The 15,451-nt window shown below is 73.7% G+C and carries 12 protein-coding genes; 2 read left to right on the forward strand and 10 right to left on the reverse strand.

The window, feature by feature from the left end; all coding sequences use genetic code 11:
* Nucleotides 1-46 precede the first annotated feature (46 nt).
* Nucleotides 47-535, forward strand: a complete 489-nt coding sequence (locus GD970_RS07115) for a CBU_0592 family membrane protein (RefSeq protein ID WP_152202194.1) — start codon at nucleotides 47-49, stop codon at nucleotides 533-535.
* Nucleotides 536-597: 62 nt separating this feature from the next.
* Complete coding sequence (locus GD970_RS07120) at nucleotides 598-1,200, forward strand: DUF1684 domain-containing protein (protein ID WP_152202195.1); 603 nt, start codon at nucleotides 598-600, stop codon at nucleotides 1,198-1,200.
* Between the two features lie 31 nt (nucleotides 1,201-1,231).
* On the opposite strand, the gene GD970_RS07125 is transcribed toward GD970_RS07120, so the two are convergent.
* The 10 genes from GD970_RS07125 to GD970_RS07170 all read right to left on the reverse strand — a co-directional run bounded on the left by GD970_RS07125 (nucleotide 1,232) and on the right by GD970_RS07170 (nucleotide 15,344).
* A complete protein-coding gene (locus GD970_RS07125; RefSeq protein WP_152202196.1) occupies nucleotides 1,232-5,074 on the reverse strand; it encodes a hypothetical protein in 3,843 nt (1,280 codons plus the stop codon).
* Between the two features lie 123 nt (nucleotides 5,075-5,197).
* Nucleotides 5,198-6,178 (reverse strand): patatin-like phospholipase family protein, encoded by a 981-nt coding sequence (locus GD970_RS07130; RefSeq protein WP_152202197.1) that lies wholly within the window; start codon nucleotides 6,176-6,178, stop codon nucleotides 5,198-5,200.
* Nucleotides 6,179-6,350: 172 nt separating this feature from the next.
* The gene (locus tag GD970_RS07135) at nucleotides 6,351-6,911 is read right to left on the reverse strand and encodes a dihydrofolate reductase family protein (protein ID WP_152202198.1); all 561 of its coding nucleotides are present in this window, start codon (nucleotides 6,909-6,911) and stop codon (nucleotides 6,351-6,353) included.
* 127 nt (nucleotides 6,912-7,038) lie between these two features.
* Nucleotides 7,039-8,031: an EamA family transporter RarD gene (rarD, locus tag GD970_RS07140; protein WP_152202199.1), complete on the reverse strand. Its 993-nt coding sequence runs from the start codon at nucleotides 8,029-8,031 to the stop codon at nucleotides 7,039-7,041.
* Between the two features lie 109 nt (nucleotides 8,032-8,140).
* On the reverse strand, nucleotides 8,141-9,679 hold the full coding sequence (locus GD970_RS07145) for an FAD-dependent oxidoreductase (RefSeq protein ID WP_152202200.1): 1,539 nt from the start codon (nucleotides 9,677-9,679) through the stop codon (nucleotides 8,141-8,143).
* Between the two features lie 31 nt (nucleotides 9,680-9,710).
* Nucleotides 9,711-11,114 (reverse strand): FAD-dependent oxidoreductase, encoded by a 1,404-nt coding sequence (locus GD970_RS07150; RefSeq protein WP_152202201.1) that lies wholly within the window; start codon nucleotides 11,112-11,114, stop codon nucleotides 9,711-9,713.
* Between the two features lie 65 nt (nucleotides 11,115-11,179).
* The gene (locus GD970_RS07155) at nucleotides 11,180-12,571 is read right to left on the reverse strand and encodes an FAD-dependent oxidoreductase (protein ID WP_211489817.1); all 1,392 of its coding nucleotides are present in this window, start codon (nucleotides 12,569-12,571) and stop codon (nucleotides 11,180-11,182) included.
* Between the two features lie 141 nt (nucleotides 12,572-12,712).
* A complete protein-coding gene (locus tag GD970_RS07160; protein ID WP_152202202.1) occupies nucleotides 12,713-13,546 on the reverse strand; it encodes an SDR family NAD(P)-dependent oxidoreductase in 834 nt (277 codons plus the stop codon).
* Nucleotides 13,543-13,923 (reverse strand): NIPSNAP family protein, encoded by a 381-nt coding sequence (locus GD970_RS07165; RefSeq protein WP_152202203.1) that lies wholly within the window; start codon nucleotides 13,921-13,923, stop codon nucleotides 13,543-13,545. Before GD970_RS07165 ends, GD970_RS07160 begins: the two co-directional genes overlap by 4 nt.
* A complete protein-coding gene (locus GD970_RS07170) occupies nucleotides 13,920-15,344 on the reverse strand; it encodes an MFS transporter (RefSeq protein WP_170297258.1) in 1,425 nt (474 codons plus the stop codon). Before GD970_RS07170 ends, GD970_RS07165 begins: the two co-directional genes overlap by 4 nt.
* Nucleotides 15,345-15,451: the final 107 nt, after the last annotated feature.

Genomic DNA, 15,451 nt, shown 5'->3' on the forward strand with positions numbered 1-15,451 from the left:
AAGCGTTCGATTGCTCTTTATGGAGGAGGAGCCCAGAATTGTGTCCGTGAGCGAGCTGACCGCACTGATGATCACCGTCCTGGGCTGGGGCGGGGCGATCGTGTCCCTGGGGACCTACCTCATGGTGACCAGCCAGCGGCTAGCGACGAATTCCGTGCGCTACCAGGCGCTCAACGTCGTGGGCGCCGGCGCGCTCGGCGTCAGCGCGCTGGCCAACGGCGCGCTGCCCTCCGCCGTCGTCAACATCATCTGGATCGGGATCGGGGTCGTCGCGGTCCTCACCATGAAGCGCGGGGTCATCGCGGCCCGGCTGGCCGCCGAGGCCCGTCGCCGGCGGCGGCTGGCCGGGGAGGCCCGCGCCCGGCTGACCGCCGGCCGAGACCGGCTGGTCCACCGGGTGCGTGAGGACGCTGCCGCGCCGCTCGCGCGCCGGGCCGGGGCGCTGCGCGGCCGTCCGCTGCAGCCGGGCTCCAGCCGGCCCGCCGGCCGCAACGAGGCCCGCCGCCGGACCCGGGCGACGTCGCACCTCGCCTGACGTCCGCGACCCCCGCCGGACGGCGCCGCGCCCCGAGGCACGCGACCCGGCAGGATCGGGTGATGACCAACCTGCGTGACACCGTCGACCTCGTGTCCTGGCGGCGGGAGGTGCACGACCTCTACGCCGCGGTCCGCGCGGCCCCCTCCCCCGCCGCCGGGCACGCCGTCTGGGTGGAGCGGCGCTCCGCCCTCTTCGCCACCCATCCCGCCTCGGCCCGCCAGGATGCCCAGCGGCTGCGGCACGCCCCGTACGACCCCGCGTACCGGTTCGAGGTCGCACTCGGCGAGGCCGAGCCGCGGGAGTGGTCCGTGCCCACGGGCACCGACGGCGTGGTGCCGTTCGTGCGGGTGGGCCGGGTGGACCTGCCCGGGCTCGGCGCGCTGGACGTGTGGTGGCTGGCGTCCTACGGCGGGGGCCTGTTCCTGCCCCTGCGCGACGCCACCGCCGGCACCACCACCTATGGGGCCGGGCGGTACCTGCTCGACACCGTCAAGGGCGCCGACCTCGGCCGGATGCCCGACGGCGCCTGGGTCGTCGACCTCAACTTCGCCTACAACCCCTCCTGCGCCTACGACCCCGCCTGGGCCTGCCCGCTGGCACCCGCCGGGAACCGCCTGGAGGCGCCGGTGCCGGTCGGCGAGCTCACTCCGGACGCGGCGTAGCGAGCGGCCACCGCCCTGCGGTGGCGCGGCGTCATCGGCGCGGGAAGGCCGTGAACGCCCCGGTCGCGGCACGGTCGAGGTCGAGCAGCTGGGTGAAGAACTCCGCCGACGGACCCGCGGGCGTGCCGAGCTCGCTCACGGTCACCTTCTTGGCTAGGACCGGCGGGGCCGCCGGGTCGGCCGATGCGGCGACCGGCTCGGCAACGATTCGCACCGGCTTGCGGACGAACCCGGTGGCGCGCACCTGGAAGAGGTTCGCCACCGCCTGGACCAGCTCGCTGGAGATGGCGTGGGTCATGTTGAACACCCGCACCTCCCCGTCCACCGGGAAGGCGCTGCGCACGTCGGCGAGGGCGACGACGCCGCCGTCCACCTCCACCGTCCCCCCGCCCGTCACCCCGAGGAGGTCGCCGAGGCCGAGCACCGCCAGCGGAGCGGGGTCCTGGACCGCCGGGCCGGTCAGGCCGCCGGACACCTCGTCGTAGGTGAACACCCCGCCGAAGGCGAGCTCGTGGTCCGCCGTCGCGTGGAGGACGAGGTTAAGGGCGCGGATGCTGCCCGTGGGGCTGAGCGACAGCGCACGCAGCAGCACGCCGAGGTCCGACGCGCCGCGGCGCTGGTCGCCCAGCAGCAGCGGCCGGAGGTCCTCGACCCGGGTGGCCACCCACGTCCCCTCGGTGGCGAGCCGCTGCTCCAGGTCGGCGTCCGGCAGCGGCGTGGCGCCGTGCGGCGGGGTGCCCACCCGGTCCTCGTCGTAGCCCGTGCCGATGACGTCCCACTCCTGGGTCGGCACGCCCTCGGGTGTGACCGCCGGGGTCGGTGCGGGCGAGCCGTCGGTCATGCCGACGTAGCGGCGCAAGAGGTCGTCGTTGCCGACGATCTGGTCGAGCGCCACGTTCCCGGTGGACGACGAAGCCACCGCGGCACCCGTGTGAGCGGTCCCGCCCCCACCAACGCCGGCCGTTCCCGTGCCGCCCGGAGGCATGCCGGCGCCCGCACCACCCGCGCCACCGCCGGGGCGGGAGGCGGCCCCCGGCGCGCCGGAGCCCGTCGCGGTCGTGCCGGTCCTGCCGTTGCCCGCCCGCTTGTCCACCTCGTTGACCGCCGCGCCCTTGGCCGACTCGCTCGTGTCGCCCAGCGGCTTCCCGGCGCGGGCGGCAGCGAGGTTCGCGGCGATACGCTGGCGCTCGGTGTCGGCGGTGACCGCCACCTCCATGTTCTTGCCGGCCTGCTGGGCGGCCGATGTCGCCCCGCCCGAGGAGGCCTTGATGGCCTCGGTGGCCAGCTTGACCGTCTCGGACAGCCCGCTCATGTCCCGGAACATGGACCCGTTCTGGAGGGCTGCGAGCGTGGCGGCCATGCCGGCGGGCTCGGGCAGCGCGGTGGGCGGGGTGAGGCCGACCAGCGGCGCAGAGAGCTGCCCGGGCGCGACGTTCTCCGCGGTGGCCCGGCTGCCGGTCTCCACGGCGGCGATCTCCGTGGGCTGGATCGGGATGGGCGAGTCCTGCCAGTTCCAGAACCGCGTGAGATCGAGCTTCTCGGCGGAATTGAACCGGCCGAGCACGGCCTCGGCGAAGACCCCGCCGGAAGACAGCGGCACGAGGTCGACCTTGGCCTGCCCCAGGGTCAGGCCCCGCTCGGTCATCCACGCTCGCCACTCCTCGTCGTGGGCGGGATCGGTGGCGATCTTGAACGCCAGCATGTTGCCCACGATGCGCAGCGGCGCCGGCTCGGCCACCTGCACCAGGGGCACGGGCTCGCCGTTGACGGGGATGCTGTAGGGGGCCAGCAGCCCGGCCAGCATCGCGGCGTCGAGGGAGCGGTAGACGGCCTGGCTGTAGTGCAGCCGGTTGTCGCCGAGATGCTTGACGAGGTTGACGTCGGCACTGGCGGCCTGCAGCCGCACGAGCGGGGTCTCGCTTGCGCCGCGCTCGACGGTGACGGTGGGGAGCTCGAGCGGGAAGACGACGCCGTTGCGGGCGAGGGTGAGCGTCGCCGTCGCCTCGACCGCGGACGTTGCGCCGCCGCCGGTCAGCGTGATGCGCTCGATCTCGGCCAGCGGCACGCTCAGGCTGAGATCGCTCACCGCGCTGCCGTCGGCCCGGTGGAACACCAACGTGACGGCGGCGCCGGCGGTGGAGTCGACGCGGCCGTCGACGAGCCGGACGTCGGAGGGCACGAACAATGACTCCGAGCCGCGGCGCACGGCGCCGGAGCCGAGGATGGTCATGACGCGCCGCGCCGCGTCGCCCCACAGGGCGCGGGTGACGTCCGGGACGTCCGGGACCACCGGCTCCGGCCGGACGGGCGGCTCGGGGTGGGCCGGGGCCTCGCCGTCGGCGGGCTCGACCTCGCCGACGCGACGGGCGAGGACGGGGGCTCGCGACAAGCTCACGTCGAGCACCGCCTCGTCGAGGGTGGCGCCGAGGCCCGGGAAGCGGACCCGTCGCTCGGGTACGACCTCGATGGTGTCGTAGTTGACCAGGGCGTCGCGCACGGCCGGCGTCAGCGCCGCGGCGACGAGCGCACCGCGGAATCGACGCAGGACGTCCTCGTTGGCGAAGTCGACGAGCTTGAACGGCACGAACACCACGCGGTCACAGGCGGCCAGCGCCGTCTCGGTGCGGTAGACCTGCAGCACCTCGTAGTACTGCACGGTTAGGGCGTGCATGTGGTTGTAGTTCGTGACCACCCGGGTCGAGACCTGCTCGTGCTCGCTCTGTGAGACCTCGCGCACCACCGACGCCCGGCGGGTGCGCGCCGCGTGCGCGTGCTGGTGCGTCCGGTCGCTGGCCTGCTGGAGCATGGAGGCGCCGATCTCCCGGCGTCCCGCCGTCGTCGCCCAGCTGTCGGCCGAGGTCGTCGTGTTGGCGATCGACCCGCTGGCCCCGAACCCCACCGGCCCGATGCTCAGGCCCAGGCTCGCGCCGGCCTGCATGGTCGTCGACTCGCTCTCGGTGTGGGAGAAGCCGGCCTGCGCCTCCTGCGCCACCGCCGCGGTGACCTCGCTGATGCTGCGGTTGTGGCTGGTCTCCTGCGCCAGGTCCTCGGTCTCGCCGACCACCTCGGTCTGCCCGGCGCGGACCTTGCGGCCCCAGTCGACCATGGCGACGCGCGTGCTCTCCCCGGGCGCCAGGGCCATCGAGTGCAGCAGGTGGCCCAGCGTGACCGCCTGCATGAACCACGACTGGTTGACGGTGAGCAGCGCACCGAGCGCAAGGGTCTGGAAGCCGAAGCCCGCGTCGGCGACCGGGGCGACGTCGACCGGGCTGAAGGACGGCCCGGTGGCGTCCACCAGCGGCGGTGCGCCCGCGGGCCGGAGGATCTGGTCGAGGAGGAGCGTGGTGTACTGCACCCGCTCGGTGGGGAACTGCCCGGAGCGCGGCACGAGGTCGGCCGGCGCCTCGGGGTCGAGGGCGCCGTCGAGCTGAGGGAAGTAGGCGGCGCGCAGGATGGTGGTGGCGGCGCGGAAGGGCGGCCACACGGCGAGGTCACGGACGGTGGCGACTCCGAGCGCGTGCTGGAGCGCGGCCGGGTCGGAGACGCCGGCGAGCACGCCGACGGGCTGCAGGCGCAGGTCGGCGACCTTGCTCGTGGCGGGCAGCCCGGGCGCGACGAGGTCCGCGGGCGCGGCGCCGAAGCGGGTGAGGATGCTCGAGGGGTTCTCGCCGGCGTCGTTGAGCTCGACCGCTGCCGTGAACACGCGGGACATCGCGAGGTCGAAGACGCTGGCGATCTCCAGTGCGGCCAGGGCGGTGGCGGCGTCGTCGTCGACCCCGAGCAGCACGGTGACCGGTCTGCCGAGGACCTCGGCGAGCGGCAGCGAGACGAACTCCGTCTTGAGCAGGTCGGACGGATCCAGATCGGCACTCATGGCGTCCCCCGTCGGCCGCCTTCCGTGGCAGCGACGACGCTACTCCGGAGGGCGTGCGAACGGGAGGGGCCCGGGCGCACCTCGGCGCCTCACGAGGGGCATGGACGCGCCGTCGGCGCCCGCCTACTCGGGCACGCGCTCGCGCGCCGTCCGCCCCGCGAGGTAGGCGTCCCAGTCCCAGCTCTGGAGGAACTGCTCGGCCGCCGCCCGGCCGTTGGCGAACAGGCGCCGGGCGGTGTCGCGGTCGAGGTCGAAGTCGGTGGCCCGCACGCCGAGGGTGTCGACGAAGATCGTGCGCTCGACGACGTCGGGGTCCTCGACGTGGACGCGGTCGGCGTGGCCGATGAGCGTCTCGAGCATCGCCCTCGCCAGGCCGGCCGGGCCGCGGACGTCACGCTCGGGCCACACGCTCTGCCGGGCGGAGAGCTTGATGCCGAAGGTCGGCCAGCGCGGCGGGCGGTCGTCGCGGCGGTCGAAGAGCTGCACCGGGAAGTTCGAGAGGAGCCCGCCGTCGACGAGCACCCGCTCGCGCCCCGCGGGCGGGCGCAGCTTGACCGGCTCGAAGAAGAACGGGATGGACATCGACGCCCGCACCGCGTCTTCGACCGGGACCGCGTCCGCCGTCAGGCCGTACTGGTCGTACTCCCAGGGCAGGGCGACCAGCCGGCCCCGGGTGACGTCGGTGGCGACGGCGACGAAGCGGAAGCGCCGCTCCGGTGGCAGGGCGGTGCCGGGGTCGTCGGTGATGCGCAGGTCCGCGAAGGTGTGCACGGACTGCTCGGCCAGGCGCGCGGTGAGCCACTCCTTGAGGTAGCGGCCCTCGTAGACGCCGTCCTGGAAGAGCAGCGAGACGGCGGGGCCGAGGACGGGCACGAGGTCCTCGGGCCCGCGGTCCCGGAACTTCCGGTAGTCCAGCGCCTCGACGAGCTCGGCGATCCGGCTGGCCGGCATCCCGGCCGCCACCAGGGCGCCGACGATGGCACCGGCGGAGGTGCCTGCCACCCGCTGGACGGCATAGCCGCGCTCCTCCAGCACCGACAGGGCGCCCACGAGGGCGATCCCCTTGACGCCGCCGCCCTCGAGCACGAGGTCACACCTGGTCATGGCCCACTCCCCCCGGTCGACGACGGGACGTCCGGTCCGGACCTCCCGCCGGCGGCGTGGCACCGGCCCGCGCCGTCCCGCCGCTTGAGCGGCACGTTAGGCGGAATCCGCCGGGCACGGGCCGGAACGACGTCGCGCTCTCGGCTGCGGGGGCGCGGGCACCGGGGCGGCGTCAGGAGGGGTGCGGAGCGAGGTGCAGCGCGGCGATGCCGCAGGCGAACGGGCGGGCGGCGACGAGGCGCAGGCGGTGGTAGGCGTCGAGGGAGGGGAAGACCGGCATGCCGGCGCCGATCGCGGTGGGGTTGACGAACAGGTGGAGCTCGTCGAGCAGCCCCTCGGCGAGGAGGCCCGCCACCAGGCCGCCGCCCCCGTAGGCGATGATGTCGCCGCCCGGCTGGGCCCGGAGCTCCTTGACGGTCTCGGCGAGGTCGGCGGCGACGACGGCGTTCTCCCACGGCGACTCGGTCAGCGTGCGGGAGAAGACCACCTTGGGCGTGCTGTTCATCCAGTCGATGGACGCCTGGTCCTCCCCCTCCGGTCCGGCCGCCCACGCGGGGATGAAGCCCTCGGCCAGCCGCCGGCCGAGCACGATCGTGTCGACCGACTCGGTGAGGGTGTTGACGTAGGCGTCGAGGTCGTCGCTCCACGGGCACGTCAGCCAGTCCATCTCGCCGTTCGGGCCGGCCATGTAGCCGTCCACGGTGGTCTGGACCTGGAGCTTGAAGGTGCGCATACGGTTCCTCCCGGGTTCGGTGGTCGGGTCACGGGCGTGCCCACCCCCGCGTCGAACGGCGGGCGTTCGGATCGACACCGCCGCGGGACGTGGACCATGGCTCGACCGGTTCCTCACCGCGAGGTCGTCATCGCGCGGCTTCTCGGCCCTCCCGGGCCGGCGCGCGGCCCGCCGGCGGCACCGTCACGTCAGGTGCCACCGACGCGGCGGCCGGCACGGCCGAGGCGGGTCCCCGCCGCTTCGCACGAGCGGCGTCCACCACGAGGATGCCCAGCGCCACCCACACCAGGGCGAACCCCGCCCAGCGCGCCGCCGGCATCTCCTCGCGCAGCACGAGGACGCCGGCCAGCAGCTGCAGCACCGGGTTGAGGTACTGCAGGTTGCCCAGCGTGGACAGCGGCAGCCGCCCCGCGGCGGCCGCGAACAGCAGCAGGGGCAGGACCGTCATGGGCCCGGACAGGACGAGCCACAGGTCGGTCGCGCCGAGCCCGTCGTCGGCGAAGGTTGCCCGTCCCGCCGCGTGCAGCCACGCGGCGACCGCCACGCTGAGCGGGACGAGCAGGACCGACTCCACGGTCAGCCCGACCGTGGCCGACACCTCCCGGCCCACCCGGTTCTTGACGAGGCTGTACAGGCCGAACGCGAGCGCGACCACCACGGAGATCCAGGGGAAGCGGCCGTGCCCGGCGGTGACCACGACGACGGCGGAGGCCCCCACCGCCGCCGAGGCCCACTGCGCGGGGCGGAGGCGCTCGCCCTGCACGACGACGGCCAGGACCACCGTGACGAGCGGGCAGATGAAGTAGCCGAGCGCGACGTCGACGGCGCGCCCGGTGAGCGCGCCGTAGCCGTAGAAGAACCAGACGGCCCCGATGAACACGGACGCCAGCGCCAGGCGCGTCACGGACTGCCGGTCCCGCAGCACCCGGCGCAGGGCCGACCACTCCCGCCGCACGGCGACGACGCCCAGGAGCGCGAGCACCGCCCACACGACGCGGTGGGCGAGGATCTCGGCAGGGTCCACCCCGCGCAGCAGGATGAAGTACAGCGGGAAGAACCCCCACACGACGTAGCTCAGGAGCCCCGCGGCGAGCCCGTCGCGCCGTTCGTTCCGGTCCATGGGCACTCACCTCCCCTCGGGCGGGGCGAGTCCGACGCCGGCGGCGCCGGTCCCTCCTCGCCGTGGTCGGCCGCCGGCCGCGCGGTCGGCGCCGCACGGCCGGCGGGACTCACCGCGTCAGCGCGGGCTCCGCCGGGCGCAGATCGAGGCGGTTCTGGGCCTGGGCGACGTGCCGGCCGGCGAGGCGGCCGGAGATCATGGCCCAGCCGATGTGCAGGCCGTGGTTGAGGAGCTGCAGCCCGCCCTGGCCGGTCGACCCGGCCGCCCACAGGCCCGGGATCGGCTCGCCGTCGGCCGTGGTCACCCGCAGCCGGGTGTCGACGGCGAGGCCGCCGTCGGCGAGCGTGACGTAGGCGTTCATCGGGCCGAGGGCGTAGAAGGGCCCCTGGCTGACGCCGTCGCCGAGGTGCTCGCGGCCGAACTCCGGGTCCGCGCCGGCGGCCACGTGCCCGTTCCAGTCCTGCACCGTGGCGCGCAGGGCAGCGGCATCGATACCCAGGCCCGCCGCGAGCTCCTCCAGCGTGCCGGCCCGGTGGTAGACGTCGGGCCGGAAGCGCTTGTAGTCCTGGACGTACGCGTACGCGACCCCGGGGAAGGTGGAGACCGGGTTGGGCCAGGCGGAGAACTTCTTGGCGACCTTCGCGTCGAAGATCATGTATCCGGTGTTGGCCTCGGTGGCCGCCACGGCGCGGGCCATGAGCTGGTCGGAGTCCTCGTTGGCCAGCCGCCGCCCGTCCGGGCCGACGAGGATCGCCCCCGCCCGGTACATCGTGTTGTTCGGCCCGATCCAGCTCGTCAGCGCGCCGCGGATGACGTAGGCGAGGAGGTTCTTCGGCAGCCGCTCGACGATCAGGCGCATGACCTTCGAGATCGCGGGGTGGGAGGGCAGCATCTTGATGAGGTCGGGCCGGTTGGCCGGCGCGAAGCGCAGGCCCTCGTACAGGCGGTCCATCTGCATCATCACGCCACCGACCGCGGTGCCCAGCGCGAAGCCGTCGCCGGTGTTGTTCGGGTTCACCGGCGGGACCTTGGCGGCGTCCTCGCCGACGTAGCGGGCCTTGAGCTCGGCGGACGCCGAGTAGTCGCCGGTCGCGAGGATGACGCCGCGCCGGCCGAAGTAGTTCTGCCCGTTGGCCGAGGCGCCGATGAGCTCCCCGGCGGCGTTGCGCAGCAGCCCGTCCACGCGCATGGAGGTGTAGATGGTCACCCCCCGCTTGCGGCACTCGCGCAGCAGCGCGTCGCGGTAGGCCCCCGAGTTGGGCAGCACGTTGTGCATGCGGGGCTTCTCGTAGGGCGGCTCCGGCGTCGGACCGAGGAACTGCACCCCGATGCTCGAGAGCCACTCCACCGTAGGCCCGGCGTTCTCGGCGAGCACCCGGCGCAGCTCGGTGTTCTCGCGCGCCTCGAAGGGACCGTTGGCCACCTTCATGTCCTCGATGAACAGGTCGATGCTGTCGTTGACGCCGGCGCGGTACTGGTAGGAGGTGTTGGCCGCGGTGAAGGAGCCGACGGACATCGCCGTGCTGCCCCCGACCTGCGGGCACTTCTCCAGGACGATGACCGAGGCGCCGGAGGTGGCCGCGGAGATGGCCGCGCTCATGCCCGCCCCGCCCCCGCCGATGACCAGAACGTCCGCCGTGTAGATCATGTGACTCCCTCGTCTCTCTGGTGGTGGTGCGTCAGCGCGCCGCGCCGGCCAGGGCGCCGGGCGCGCCGGCGGAGCTCGCCGCCCGGGCGGCCGAGGCGCCCGCCCAGCGGCCCGTGATGTAGCCCGGGGCGAGGCCGCCGGCGTAGCCGTAGTTGGACAGGCCGCCGATGTCGGCGCCGGCGGCGTACAGCCCGGGGATCGGGCGGCCGTCGGGGTCCAGGGCCGCGCCGGCGGTGTCGGTGCGGATCCCGCCGAAGGTGAAGGTGATGGACGGCTGGACCATGAGGGCGTAGAAGGGCCCGGTCTGGGGCGGGCGGGCCCCGGCCGCGACGGGCACGCCGTCGGCGACGCCGCCGCCCGCCGCGGCGACCTCGACGTAGCGCTCCAGTGTGCGGGTCAGCCGCATGCCGTCGACGCCCCACCCGGCGACGGCGGCGACCAAGTCCTCGAGGGTGTCGGCCTCGGCGTGCCGCGCCCCCGCCTCCACGGCCAGGGCGTACCGGTCGATGACCCCGAGGCCCGGGAAGGGTTCCTCGGTGCCCTCGGTGCGCCGCACGTGGTCATCGAAGATCAGCACGCCACGCGCCTGAGGCTGGAACGTGACGGCCTGGTTGAGGAGCTCGTCCCCCTCGGTCTCGTCGACGAACCGCTCGCCGCGCAGGTTCACGAAGACGGTGGAGCCGGAGTAGTACTGCGAGGCCGGCAGGTAGTCCTGCGGCTCGAACCGGTCGATGGGGTAGCCGATGAGGTGGCCGTAGAAGGTGCTCATCGCCGTCGTGCCGCCGGTGCCCGCGGCACGGGCCATCCGCAGCCCGTCGCCGACGCTGCCGGGGTTGGACCGCAGCAGCAGCCGGTCGGCGTTCGGGCCGATGTGCCGGGTCAGCTCGTCGCGCGCGCCCTGGAAGCCCCCGGTGGTCAGGACGACGGCGGCCGCGTCGTAGCGGACCAGCCGCCCGTCGGCGTCGCGGGCCAGGACGCCGGTGACCCGGCGGCCGTCGTCGAGCAGCCGGACCACCGTGGTGCCGGTGCGGGTCTCCCCGCCGGCGGCGCGGACCTCCTCGCGGCACCAGGCCAGGATCGCCGTGATGTCGGTGGAGTAGCCGATCCCGAACGTCATGATGTCGCGCTTGGGCTCGTCGGCGACCCGGACCCCGGAGGCGCGCAGCTCCGCCAGCGCCTCGTCGTAGTCCGCGACGAGCTGGGCGCCGAGCGCGACGTCGCCCAGCGGGATCCGCCTGCGGTAGGCCTCCACGGTGGGGGCGGTCCAGAACATCCCGGCGGACAGGGCGGCCGAGCCGCCGAAGTCGTCCAGCTTCTCGAGCAGGGCCACCCGGGCCCCGCGGCGGGCCGCCGTCATCGCCGCCGCCGAGCCGGAAACCCCGGACCCGACCACCACGACGTCGGCGCGGCGCACCTCGTCGACCTGCTGCGTCATCTCTCGATCTCCTTCGACCAGTTGCGTGCTTGGGGCGGGCGGCCCGGCGGACCGCCCGCCGAGGATCAGGCGCGGACGGCGGTGCCGAGCCGGGCGGCGGCGTGGGCGGCGACGATGCGGCCGAACACCGCTCCCTTGCCGAGCGACGTGCCGGTCATGTAGGCGGCGCCGTGGAACCCGCCGGTGACCTCCCCGATCGCGTACAGGCCCTCGATGACGTCGCGATCGACGTCGACCACCTGGCCCGAGGGGTCGATGGTGACCCCGCAGTAGGTGGTCGTCATCAGGGACTTGGCCGGGTAGGCGTAGAACGGTGCGGTGTCGATCGGGAGCAGGTCGCCCACCCCGTTGCACAGGCTGGTGCGGCCGAGCTCGTCCGCCGCCTCGCCCGCGGCCGCGGCGTTGTACCGCCGCACCGTCTCCGCCAGGGCGGCCGGGTCGATGCCGGCGACCTGCGCGAGCTCCTCGATCGTGTCGGCCTTGTACACGTGGCCGATGTCCTCGAGGGTGTCGATGTCCTTCAGCGGGATCCCCCGGTGGGACTTCGCCCGCACCTTCGCGTCGAAGACCTCGAAGCCCAGGCCGCCCGGCTGGTCGAGGACCACCCGGCCCAGGGTCTTGTAGTCCTGGGACTCGTCGACGAACCGGCGGCCGTGCGTGTTCACGATGATCGCGCCCATGTAGTAGGCGGTGAGCAGCTCGTGGAACTCCTCCCCCGTCTCCGGGTGCGAGCCGTAGGTGCCCGAGACGAAGGACATGTCGGCCATGCCGGCGCCGAGCTTCCAGGCCATCTTCAGCCCGTCGCCGGTGTTGCCCTTCCCGCCGTACGGGATGGCGGCGAGCTGCTCGGGGGCGAACACCGTGAGCAGGTCGGTGCCGCGGGAGAAGCCACCGGTGGCCAGGACCACCCCGCCGCGGCCGGTGAACAGCGCCTCGCCGTCGGGGGTGGCGGCGACGACGCCGGTGACCCGGCCGCCCTCGCGGACCAGCCGGCGGGCCCGGTGCCCCAGGCGGGTCTCCCCGCCGGCGGCCGTGTAGTCGCGGTGCAGGCCGGCGAGGACCTCCTTGATGACGGCGTTGTGGCCGCGGCGGGCGGACATCCCCGAGCTGATCTCCACCTCGCGGAAGACCACCCCATGGTCCTTCAGCCACCGGTAGGTCTGCTCCTGGTTGGCCAGGTAGGCCTCCAGCAGCGCCGGGTCGTTGAGGTGCTCGCCCAGCTCGAGCATGTCGCGCCGGAACAGCTCGGCGGAGTCCTCGATGCCCTGCTCGGCCTGCTCGGGCGTGCCGGAGAAGGCGAACCAGCCGCCGCTCATCGCCGAGGACCCGCCCAGCGTGTCGGTCTTCTCCAGCAGGACGACGCGCAGGCCGGCCTCGGCGGCGGACGTCGCGGCCGTCTGCCCGGCGATGCCGGACCCGACGACGACCAGGTCGAAGGTGTGCTCAGGCAGAGACATGGTGCAGCTCGCTCTCGGTGAGATTCGGAAAACGTGAGTGGATGGGGGCGCGGCACGGGCCACCGCGCGGGCGAAGGTCCGCGGGAGGGGACGGCGGCCGGGCCGGCCCGGCCGGGCGCTCGGGCAGGCCCGGCCGGGCGCTCAGCAGGTGAGCCAGCCGCCGTTGACGTCGAGGCTGGTGCCGGTGATGTAGGTGGCCTGGTCGCTGACGAGGAAGGCGACGGCGTCGGCGATCTCCTCGGGACGGGCGAAGCGGCGCATCGGCACTTGGTCGAGCAGCGGTCCCTCCGGCGGCACCTCGCCCATCATCGGGGTCTGGACGAACCCGGGCGCCACGCCGTTGACGCGGATCCGGTGGCCGGCGAGCTCGCGGGAGAGGCTGGCGGTGAGGTTCTGCAGGGCCGCCTTGCTCGCAGCGTAGGCCGCCGTGGAGGGCAGGTGGGGCGGGAACGCGGCGCCATCGAGCCCGCCGGTGCCCAGCTTGGCGGTGATGGACAGCAGGTTGACGATGCTGGCGCTGCCGTCGGTGGGCATGTGCCGGAACGCCTCGCGGATGAGGAAGAACGGGGCGCTGACGTTGACGGCCAGCACCTGGTCCCACTCCGCGTCGGTGAGCTCGTAGAACGGGATCTTCCGGCCGTCGCGCTTCGGGGAGATGCCGACCGCGTTGACGAGCACCCCGATGGGGGCCTCCTGGGCGGCGAACTCCGCCAGGTCCCGGTTGACGGCCGAGTCGGTGAGGTCCCCGGCGAAGCCGCGGTGCGTGGCGCCGTCGACCTCGGGCAGGCCGGCCGCCGCGGCGTCCGCGGCGGCGGCGTCGATGTCGGCGACGACGACGCCGTATCCGGCCTGCGCGAGGCGGCGGCCGATGGCGGACCCGATGCCGCCGGCGCCGCCGGTGACGACCGCGGTACGGGTCAGGACCGGCGCGGGCCGGCGCGAGCCATCGGCGGTGACGGTGAGGATGGTGGTCATCGGTGTGCTCCCGGGGTGGGGGCGAACGCGGTGTCGGCGTCCGCGACGGTCACGGGCAGGGAGCGGATCGGGGAGAACGAGGTCGGGTACATGATCTTGTTCGCCATCGTCATGATCATCGGGCGGATGATCGCGAGACACTCCTGCCACTGCTGGTTCGTGGCGAGCTGGGCCCGGCGGGCCCGGCGGTCCTCGAGGTCGGCGTAGGCCCAGAGGTGGTTGAGCTCGTTCTGGGGGCCGAACTCGGTGACGAAGTAGCCGAGGAACCCGCCGAGGATCGGCTTCTGCGCCGGCAGGCCGATGTTCTCGTAGGCGTCGAGGTACTCCGCCAGGCTCGCGCCGGTGTGCAGGACGTAGGTGCGCTGCTCGACGATCACCGCGCCACCTCGCTCGCCGCGGCGGCCGGGGTGACGACACCGGCGGGGGCGTGCCCGGCGCGGGCCTGCCCGCCCGGGAGGTAGCGGCCGAACCGGTGCTCGCCGCCCTCGAGGGTCTTCCCGTCCCCCATGAGGAGCATGTTGACGATCGCGGCGACGATGGTGACGACCCAGAAGATGGTGATCGAGATGGTGCTGCCGCCGCTGAGGCTGGTCAGCCAGGAGGCGAGGAACGGCGCGGGCGCGGCGAAGATGAGGTTGGAGCCGGTCAGGGCGAGGGCCGAGCCGGTGTAGCGCATGTGGGTGGGGAACGCCTCGGCGTACAGGGCGCCCTGGCCGGCGTTGCCGAACTGGGCGGTCACGAGGGCGAAGGCGACGATCGCCAGGGTGAGCGGGAAGCTGCCCAGGTCCACCACGCGGAAGAAGACGACGGCGGCGAGCAGGGTGCCGATGGATCCGACCATGAGGATCTTGCGCCGGCCGTAGACGTCGGCGAGGCGGCCGCCCCACCAGATCGCGATCACCGACAGGAAGTTGGAGATCATGATGATCGTGAACGTCTGGTTCTTCGTGAAGCCGTGCTGCGTGAGGTAGCTGATCCCGAAGACCGACACGATGTAGAACGTGATGACGATCGGCGCGAAGGCGAGGATCAGCCGGGCGATCGTCCCGCCGTGGGTGCGCAGCACCAGCGCGGGGCTGGCCGTCTCCTGGGCGGCCTCCTTCACCCCCTCCTGGAAGACCGGGGTCTCCTCGACCTTGACGCGGATGTAGATGCCCACGGCCACGAGCAGGATGCTCAGCAGGAACGGCACCCGCCAGCCCCACGACATGAACGCCGCCTCGGTCAGGACGCCGGAGAGCACCGCGAGCATGAGGTTGGCGGCCACCTGGGAGATCGGGGATCCCATGGCCATGAGGGCGCCGTAGAAGGCGCGCCGGTCCTGGGGCGCGTGCTCCATGGTCATCAGCTGCGCGCCGGTCGCCTCCCCGCCCAGGGCGAAGCCCTGCACGAAGCGCATGAGCACGAGGATGAGCGGGGCGATGACGCCGATCGAGGAGTACGGCGGCAGGAGGCCGATGACCATCGACGCCACGCCCATGGAGATGAAGGTGGTGAGCAGGATTCGGCGCCGGCCGAACTTGTCGCCGAGGTGGCCGAACACCATCCCGCCGAGCGGCCGGGCGAAGAAGCCGACGCCGAAGGTGGCGAACGAGGCCAGCAGGCCCGCCGTCTCGTCCATCTGGTGGAAGAAGAGGGCGGGGAACACGGTGGCGGACATGGCGCCGTAGACGGCGAAGTCGAACCATTCCAGGGCCGAGCCGAAGGTGCCGCTGACGACGGCCTTCTTGGCCTGGGGCGGGGCGGGCGTCGTCGGCCGCAGAGGCCGCTTCAGCGGCTGCGTCGGGGACTGACTCATCGGGGACTCCTTCGTCGACATGAGCTGAGCAGAGAAGGGGCGGGGTGTCGGGGGCCGGCTCGTGCTGCGCCAGGGGTAGCGGCGCCCTCGCCCGGCCGGCGGGCCCG

Source organism: Georgenia thermotolerans (assembly GCF_009193185.1).
Classification (GTDB): domain Bacteria; phylum Actinomycetota; class Actinomycetes; order Actinomycetales; family Actinomycetaceae; genus Georgenia; species Georgenia thermotolerans.

What these genes read in the sequence shown, in the direction of transcription:
- GD970_RS07145 (WP_152202200.1), bottom strand. Translation starts at nt 9,679, where the DNA reads ATGATCTACACGGCGGACGTTCTGGTCATCGGCGGGGGCGGGGCGGGC.
- rarD (WP_152202199.1), bottom strand. Translation starts at nt 8,031, where the DNA reads ATGGACCGGAACGAACGGCGCGACGGGCTCGCCGCGGGGCTCCTGAGC.
- GD970_RS07135 (WP_152202198.1), bottom strand. Translation starts at nt 6,911, where the DNA reads ATGCGCACCTTCAAGCTCCAGGTCCAGACCACCGTGGACGGCTACATG.
- GD970_RS07160 (WP_152202202.1), bottom strand. Translation starts at nt 13,546, where the DNA reads ATGACCACCATCCTCACCGTCACCGCCGATGGCTCGCGCCGGCCCGCG.
- GD970_RS07170 (WP_170297258.1), bottom strand. Translation starts at nt 15,344, where the DNA reads ATGAGTCAGTCCCCGACGCAGCCGCTGAAGCGGCCTCTGCGGCCGACG.
- GD970_RS07155 (WP_211489817.1), bottom strand. Translation starts at nt 12,571, where the DNA reads ATGTCTCTGCCTGAGCACACCTTCGACCTGGTCGTCGTCGGGTCCGGC.
- GD970_RS07130 (WP_152202197.1), bottom strand. Translation starts at nt 6,178, where the DNA reads ATGACCAGGTGTGACCTCGTGCTCGAGGGCGGCGGCGTCAAGGGGATC.
- GD970_RS07125 (WP_152202196.1), bottom strand. Translation starts at nt 5,074, where the DNA reads ATGAGTGCCGATCTGGATCCGTCCGACCTGCTCAAGACGGAGTTCGTC.
- GD970_RS07150 (WP_152202201.1), bottom strand. Translation starts at nt 11,114, where the DNA reads ATGACGCAGCAGGTCGACGAGGTGCGCCGCGCCGACGTCGTGGTGGTC.
- GD970_RS07120 (WP_152202195.1), top strand. Translation starts at nt 598, where the DNA reads ATGACCAACCTGCGTGACACCGTCGACCTCGTGTCCTGGCGGCGGGAG.